Source organism: Mesorhizobium sp. M5C.F.Ca.IN.020.32.2.1, assembly GCF_004023105.1.
Classification (GTDB): domain Bacteria; phylum Pseudomonadota; class Alphaproteobacteria; order Rhizobiales; family Rhizobiaceae; genus Mesorhizobium; species Mesorhizobium wenxiniae.
This window is the reverse complement of the sequence record NZ_RZSX01000411.1, coordinates 1-5,447: the sequence shown is the minus strand read 5'-3', so window position 1 is coordinate 5,447 and position 5,447 is coordinate 1. Positions and strand designations below refer to the sequence as shown.

Here is a 5,447-nt window from a genome sequence, read left to right as displayed (position 1 = left end):
GTCATCTGATAAACGCTGGACGAGCGGATGTTGGTTTTGGCCTTGTAGGCGTTGGCGACGGCCAGCTCGCGCATGTCGTCGATCACGCTATGGCGCGACACGCCGGGAAGATTGGCCAGCGTGATGTTGTGCTTGATATGATCGATCAGGTTGAGACCGTAGGTCTTGCGGTCCTCGGTGACGTAAGCGATGCCGTGTTCCACGGCCTTGCTGACAGAGGAGACATCGATGGGCTTGCCCTTGAGCAGCACCTCGCCCGTGATGCGGCGGCCATAGGAGCGGCCGAACAGGCTCATCGCGAATTCGGTGCGTCCGGCGCCCATCAGCCCGGCGATACCCACCACCTCGCCCTTGCGGACGTCGATGTCGATGCCTTTGATCACTTGCCGCTCGGCATGGATCGGGTGATAGACCGACCAGTTCCTCACCTGGAGCACGATCTCACCGATCTCGGGCTCGCGCGACGGATAACGGTCGTCTAGCGAGCGGCCGACCATCGAGGTGATGATGCGGTCTTCCGAAATGTCTTTCTTGGCCAGCGTCTCGATGGTCCGCCCGTCGCGGATGATCGTCACCTTGTCGGCGACCCGGTTGACCTCGTTGAGCTTGTGCGAGATCAGGATCGAGGTGATGCCATGCCGCTTGAATTCCAGAAGCAGGTCGAGCAGCGCCTGGCTGTCCTTTTCGGACAGGCTCGCCGTCGGTTCGTCGAGGATCAGCAGCTGCACTTCCTTGCTGAGCGCCTTGGCGATCTCGACCAGTTGCTGCTTGCCGACGCCGATATTGGTGATCAGCGTCTTGGGGTCTTCCTTAAGGCCCACCTTCTTGAGCAGCGCGCTGGTGCGCGTCTCGTTGGCGTTCCAGTCGATGACACCGTATCTGGCATGCTCGTTGCCGAGAAAGATGTTTTCGGCGATCGACAGCATCGGAACCAGCGCGAGTTCCTGGTGGATGATGACGATGCCCCGGCGCTCGCTGTCGTGAATGCCCTTGAAATGGCACTCATCGCCGCGATAGATGATTTCGCCGTCATAAGTGCCGGATGGATACACGCCCGACAGCACCTTCATCAACGTCGACTTGCCGGCGCCGTTCTCGCCGACAACGGCGTGAATCTCGCCTTCCTCGACGCTTAGGTTGACATTCGACAGCGCCTTGACGCCGGGAAACGTCTTGGTGATGTCACGCATCTCCAAAATCGTCGAGGCCATCAGGAATACCACTCCTCCGAGGTCCCGAAACAATACCGGGGTCGCTCGCTAACGAAAAGGGGCCCTGCGTTACGCAGGACCCCGGGTTTACAACTGCCGTTACTTCAGCTCTTCGGCCTTGATGTAGCCGGAATCGACCACCAGGGCCTGGTAGTTCGACTTGTCTACCTCATGCGGCGTCAGCAGGATCGAGGGGACGACCTTGACGTCGTTGTTGTAGGTCGTGGTGTCGAGGCCTTCCGGCTTGCCGCCCGAGAGCACCTTGTCGACGAGCTCGACCGTCGCCTTGGCGAGTTCGCGGGTGTCCTTGAACACCGTCGAGTACTGCTCGCCGGCGATGATCGCCTGGACCGAAGCGGTTTCGGCGTCCTGGCCGGTGACAATTGGCCAGGGCTGATCGGCCGTGCCGTAACCGACTGCACGCAACGAGGCGATGATGCCGCGCGACAGACCGTCATACGGCGAGAGCACGCCATCGACGCGGCTGCCATCCGAGTAGTTGGCGGACAGCAGATTGTCCATGCGGGCCTGGGCGGTCGCCGCCAGCCAGCGAAGCGTGCCGACCTTGTCCATGCCCATCTGGCCGGACTTCACCACGAGGGTCTTGTCGTCGATCAGTGGCTGCAGAACGGACATCGCGCCGTCGTAGAAGAAGAAGGCGTTGTTGTCGTCCGGCGAACCGCCGAACAGCTCGATGTTGAATGGACCCTTGTTTTCCGGATAGCCAAGGCCCTTGAGCAGCGATTTGGCCTGAATGACGCCGACGCCGAAATTGTCGAACGTGGTGTAGTAGTCGACATTCGGGGTCTTCTTGATCAGCCGGTCATAGGCGACGACGACGACGCCGGCGTCAGCCGCCTTCTGCAGCGCGTCCGACATCGTGGTGCCGTCGATCGAGGCGATGATCAGTGCCTTCGGGCCCTTGGTGATTTCGTTTTCCAGCTGGCTGAGCTGATTGGGGATATCGTCCTGCGCATACTGCAGATCGACAGTGTAGCCCAGAGCCTCGAGCTGGGACTTGACGGCGTCGCCGTCGTTGATCCAGCGCTGCGAGGTCTTGGTGGGCATCAGCACGCCGATGAGGCCTTCGCCTGCCTGCGCCGGGACCGTCATGGCCGCGATGCTAAGGGCCGCGACGGCGGCCAGTGTCTTGATGATCTTCACATTAACTCTCCCTTGTTGATGGACGCGCACCCTGGGTTTCGTGGGCCGCGCGATCGTGCAGGGGCGCCAAAACGCGCCGCTGCCGCCATATCGATCTCCGGTATCCTCCCAATCGGCCCTGAGACTCTGGTTCCAGTCGATGCGATTTTTCTCGCTGGCGACGGTCAAGCCTCAGGACGCGCAAAGGGTGTGGCTCTTTGCCATAACTGTCAAATGCGATCTTTGATGGTTGCTATACCGAAACTGATATATTGAAAGCCGACGAAGACCTGGCCGGATTGCCGGCCGGCGATGAGTGGGGAGCAAACAAAGACCATGGCAGCGCTGCGGAATCCTGGTGGACTTTCAGCCAGTTACGAAGAACCCCCTGGCGACGGAGAAACCCTGCTGCGCAGCGGCCTCAGCCTGCGCCACATGCGTATGATCGCAGCCCTCGATGACCATGGCCGGGTCAGCGCGGCAGCCCAGGTCATGAACATTTCGCAGCCCGCCGCCTCGCGCATGATCGCCGAGATGGAGGCGGTGCTCGATGTCAAGCTGTGCGAAAGGCTGCCGCGCGGCATCACGCTGACGCCCTATGGCAAGGCATTGGCGAGGCGCGCACGTTCGATCCTGCTTGAGATGCGTGAAGTCGACCGCGAGATATCCGAGCTCAAGGCGGGCAAGGGCGGCTCGGTATTCCTCGGCGCGGTGACGGCCCCTGCGATCGAGCTCGCCGTGCCGGCGATCCGCGAAATCCGGCGCATTTATCCGCGCATCGAGATCACCATGCAGGTCGAGACCTCCAATGTGCTGGCGCGCGAGCTGATCGCCACGCGTCACGATTTCATTATCGCGCGCATCCCCGACGATCTCAATCCACGGCTGTTCGAGGCCCGCGTCATCGGTGTCGAAAAAGCCTGCCTGATCGTGCGCCGCGGCCACGCGCTTGCTAAGGGCAAAGCCGTGCGGCTGGAGGAGACCGCCGCCTACGACTGGGTTTTCCAGTCGGGCGGCTCGCCGTTGCGCCAGGCGATGGAAAGCAATTTCCTGAACCGCAACATCGCGCTACCGGACCGCATCCTCAACACCAGCTCGCTGCTGCTGACCCTGGTCATGGTCGCGCAGTCGGACGCCATCGCGCCGGTGTCGATCCAGGTGGCGAAATTCATCCAGAACCCCGAGGGGCTGGCCGGCGCCATCGACGTCGTCCAGACCGAATTCGACATCGAGGTCAGGCCTTACAGTCTGATCACCGTAAAAAATCGCGTGCTGTCGCCGGCGGCCAAGATGCTGCACGACTTTATTTTGAGAGAGGTCGGCTGACGGCGTTAAATCAAGCAATCCATGGCCAATCCTTGGACAGCTATCGCAGCTACACGGCGCTTCGTCATGTCGCTTCAATTCAGAATATCGCTGGAGCGAAGGAACCACACAGGGCGGTGCCGCGTCATAGAGGCGGGCTCTTGTTGCAGTCCCAGCGAGGCTATCGATGATCAGGTTTCTCCTCGTCTTAGCCGCGACGCTTGCCCTGGCATGCGGCGGGACGGGGGCAGCCAAGCTGGACCTAACCACCGTCAATCAGGCCCAGTTCGCCGCCGGAGAACCGAAGGGTGTCGATCCGACCGTGCTGAAGGCGCAGATTCTCTTGGATCGCGCCCGCTTTTCGCCTGGGCTGATTGACGGTAGCCTTTCAGCGAACTTCGCCAAGGCAGTCGGCGCCTTTCAGGCGGCGAACGGACTCCCTCCCGATGGCAAGCTCACCCCGCAGACCTGGAGCAAGCTCATGGCAACCTCCACCGACCCGGTGCTGGTCACCTATGAGGTAACGCGCAAGGATGTGCGCGGACCCTTCACCAGGCGTATTCCGGCTCGCATGGAGAGGATGGCCCGTCTGCGGCGGCTCGGCTATCGCACTGCGGCGGAGAGGCTGGCGGAGCGCTTCCATATCAGCGAACAGTTGCTCAGGATGCTCAATCCGGGCATCGGCTTCAGGAAGGCCGGCACGACCTTGGTGGTGCCTGATATTGGCCGGGGCGATCCTCCCGCTGGCGTTGCCGGCATTGAGGTCGACAAGGGCGCTCGCCTAGTGCGCGTGCTCGACCCTTCCGGCAAATGGCTCGCAGTCTACCCGGCCTCGATTGGAAGCGATGAAAACCCGGCGCCAAGCGGCATGGCGGAGGTCAAGCGCGTGGTGCGCAACCCAACCTATCACTATGATCCGGACTTCGCTTTCAAGGGAGTCAAGACCAAGCGGCCCTTCACCATCGCTGCCGGGCCGAACAATCCGGTGGGATCGGTCTGGATCGATCTCTCCATCGAAAGCTACGGCATCCACGGCACGCCCGAACCGGGCAAGATCGGCACGACCTTCTCACATGGCTGCATCCGACTGACCAACTGGGATGCCGAAGATCTCGGCTCGATGGTGCAGCCGGGCACGAAAGTCGAATTCAAGAACGAGACCGCCCACACCGTCGACGAGCTTGCTCCGTAGCAAAGCGGATTGGCCAGCAGACCTGTTCCGGCTGAGGAAAGTCGCAGAGAATTTGTGGACCTACGACATCCCAAGTCGAAAGGGATCGGCACGGGAGTTCCAGATCCATTGAACATCAGAGTCCTATGGACCAGGCCCGCCATTCAGGCCGGTGGCGATGCCATCAGGCGGTAGAAGACCCGTCCGACGAGCCCGGCAAACGATCGCGAACGGCTTCCTCGGTTCGCTTTGCGGTCGATTCCACAACTTTGCCGACCTTGCCTGCTAACGTATCGGGATCTCCACCCGAGCCTTGCCGGTCGGCCTCTTCCTTGACCGTTTCGTAGGCCTCGGCGGCAACTTGCTTTGCTTGCTCCAGGCCCGTTTCGAAAACCTCCGCCGCGCTGTCGCGAATTTTGTCGCGATAGGCGCCAAGTTGCTCGTCCTCTGTGGCTGTGTGGGGCAGCATCACCCCGATGGCAGTGCCCAGCGCAAGGCCGACTACGGCGATAGCCAACGGCTCGCGCTCGAAGAGCTCTTGTGCCGATTGGCGCGTCCGAGCCGCTATCTCGCTGGCGCTTGAGCCGAGCTGGCCGGCGGTGTTTGTCATCCTCTCC

The 5,447-nt window shown here is 61.5% G+C and carries 4 protein-coding genes and 1 pseudogene; 2 read left to right on the top strand and 3 right to left on the bottom strand.

The window, feature by feature from the left end; translation table 11 throughout:
* A partial coding sequence (locus EOA86_RS20260) for an ATP-binding cassette domain-containing protein (protein ID WP_128343267.1) occupies positions 1–1,211 on the bottom strand: 1,211 nt, incomplete at its 3' end.
* 99 nt (positions 1,212–1,310) lie between these two features.
* Positions 1,311–2,375 (bottom strand): multiple monosaccharide ABC transporter substrate-binding protein, encoded by a 1,065-nt coding sequence (chvE, locus tag EOA86_RS20255; protein WP_128343266.1) that lies wholly within the window; start codon positions 2,373–2,375, stop codon positions 1,311–1,313.
* A 315-nt stretch (positions 2,376–2,690) separates the two neighbouring features.
* On the opposite strand from chvE, the gene EOA86_RS20250 reads away from it, so the two are divergent.
* The gene (locus EOA86_RS20250) at positions 2,691–3,680 is read left to right on the top strand and encodes a LysR family transcriptional regulator (protein ID WP_029356814.1); all 990 of its coding nucleotides are present in this window, start codon (positions 2,691–2,693) and stop codon (positions 3,678–3,680) included.
* A 166-nt stretch (positions 3,681–3,846) separates the two neighbouring features.
* Positions 3,847–4,851 carry a L,D-transpeptidase gene (locus tag EOA86_RS20245; RefSeq protein ID WP_128343264.1) on the top strand — a complete coding sequence of 335 codons (1,005 nt, stop codon included), beginning with the start codon at positions 3,847–3,849 and terminating at the stop codon, positions 4,849–4,851.
* 163 nt (positions 4,852–5,014) lie between these two features.
* Here the strand turns inward: EOA86_RS20245 and EOA86_RS20240 are convergent.
* Positions 5,015–5,447: pseudogene (locus EOA86_RS20240) on the bottom strand (hypothetical protein); the annotation flags it as partial.

Bases quoted from the DNA above. Each gene is read 5' to 3' on its own strand.
- EOA86_RS20250 (WP_029356814.1), top strand. From the start codon at position 2,691: ATGGCAGCGCTGCGGAATCCTGGTGGACTTTCAGCCAGTTACGAAGAA.
- EOA86_RS20245 (WP_128343264.1), top strand. From the start codon at position 3,847: ATGATCAGGTTTCTCCTCGTCTTAGCCGCGACGCTTGCCCTGGCATGC.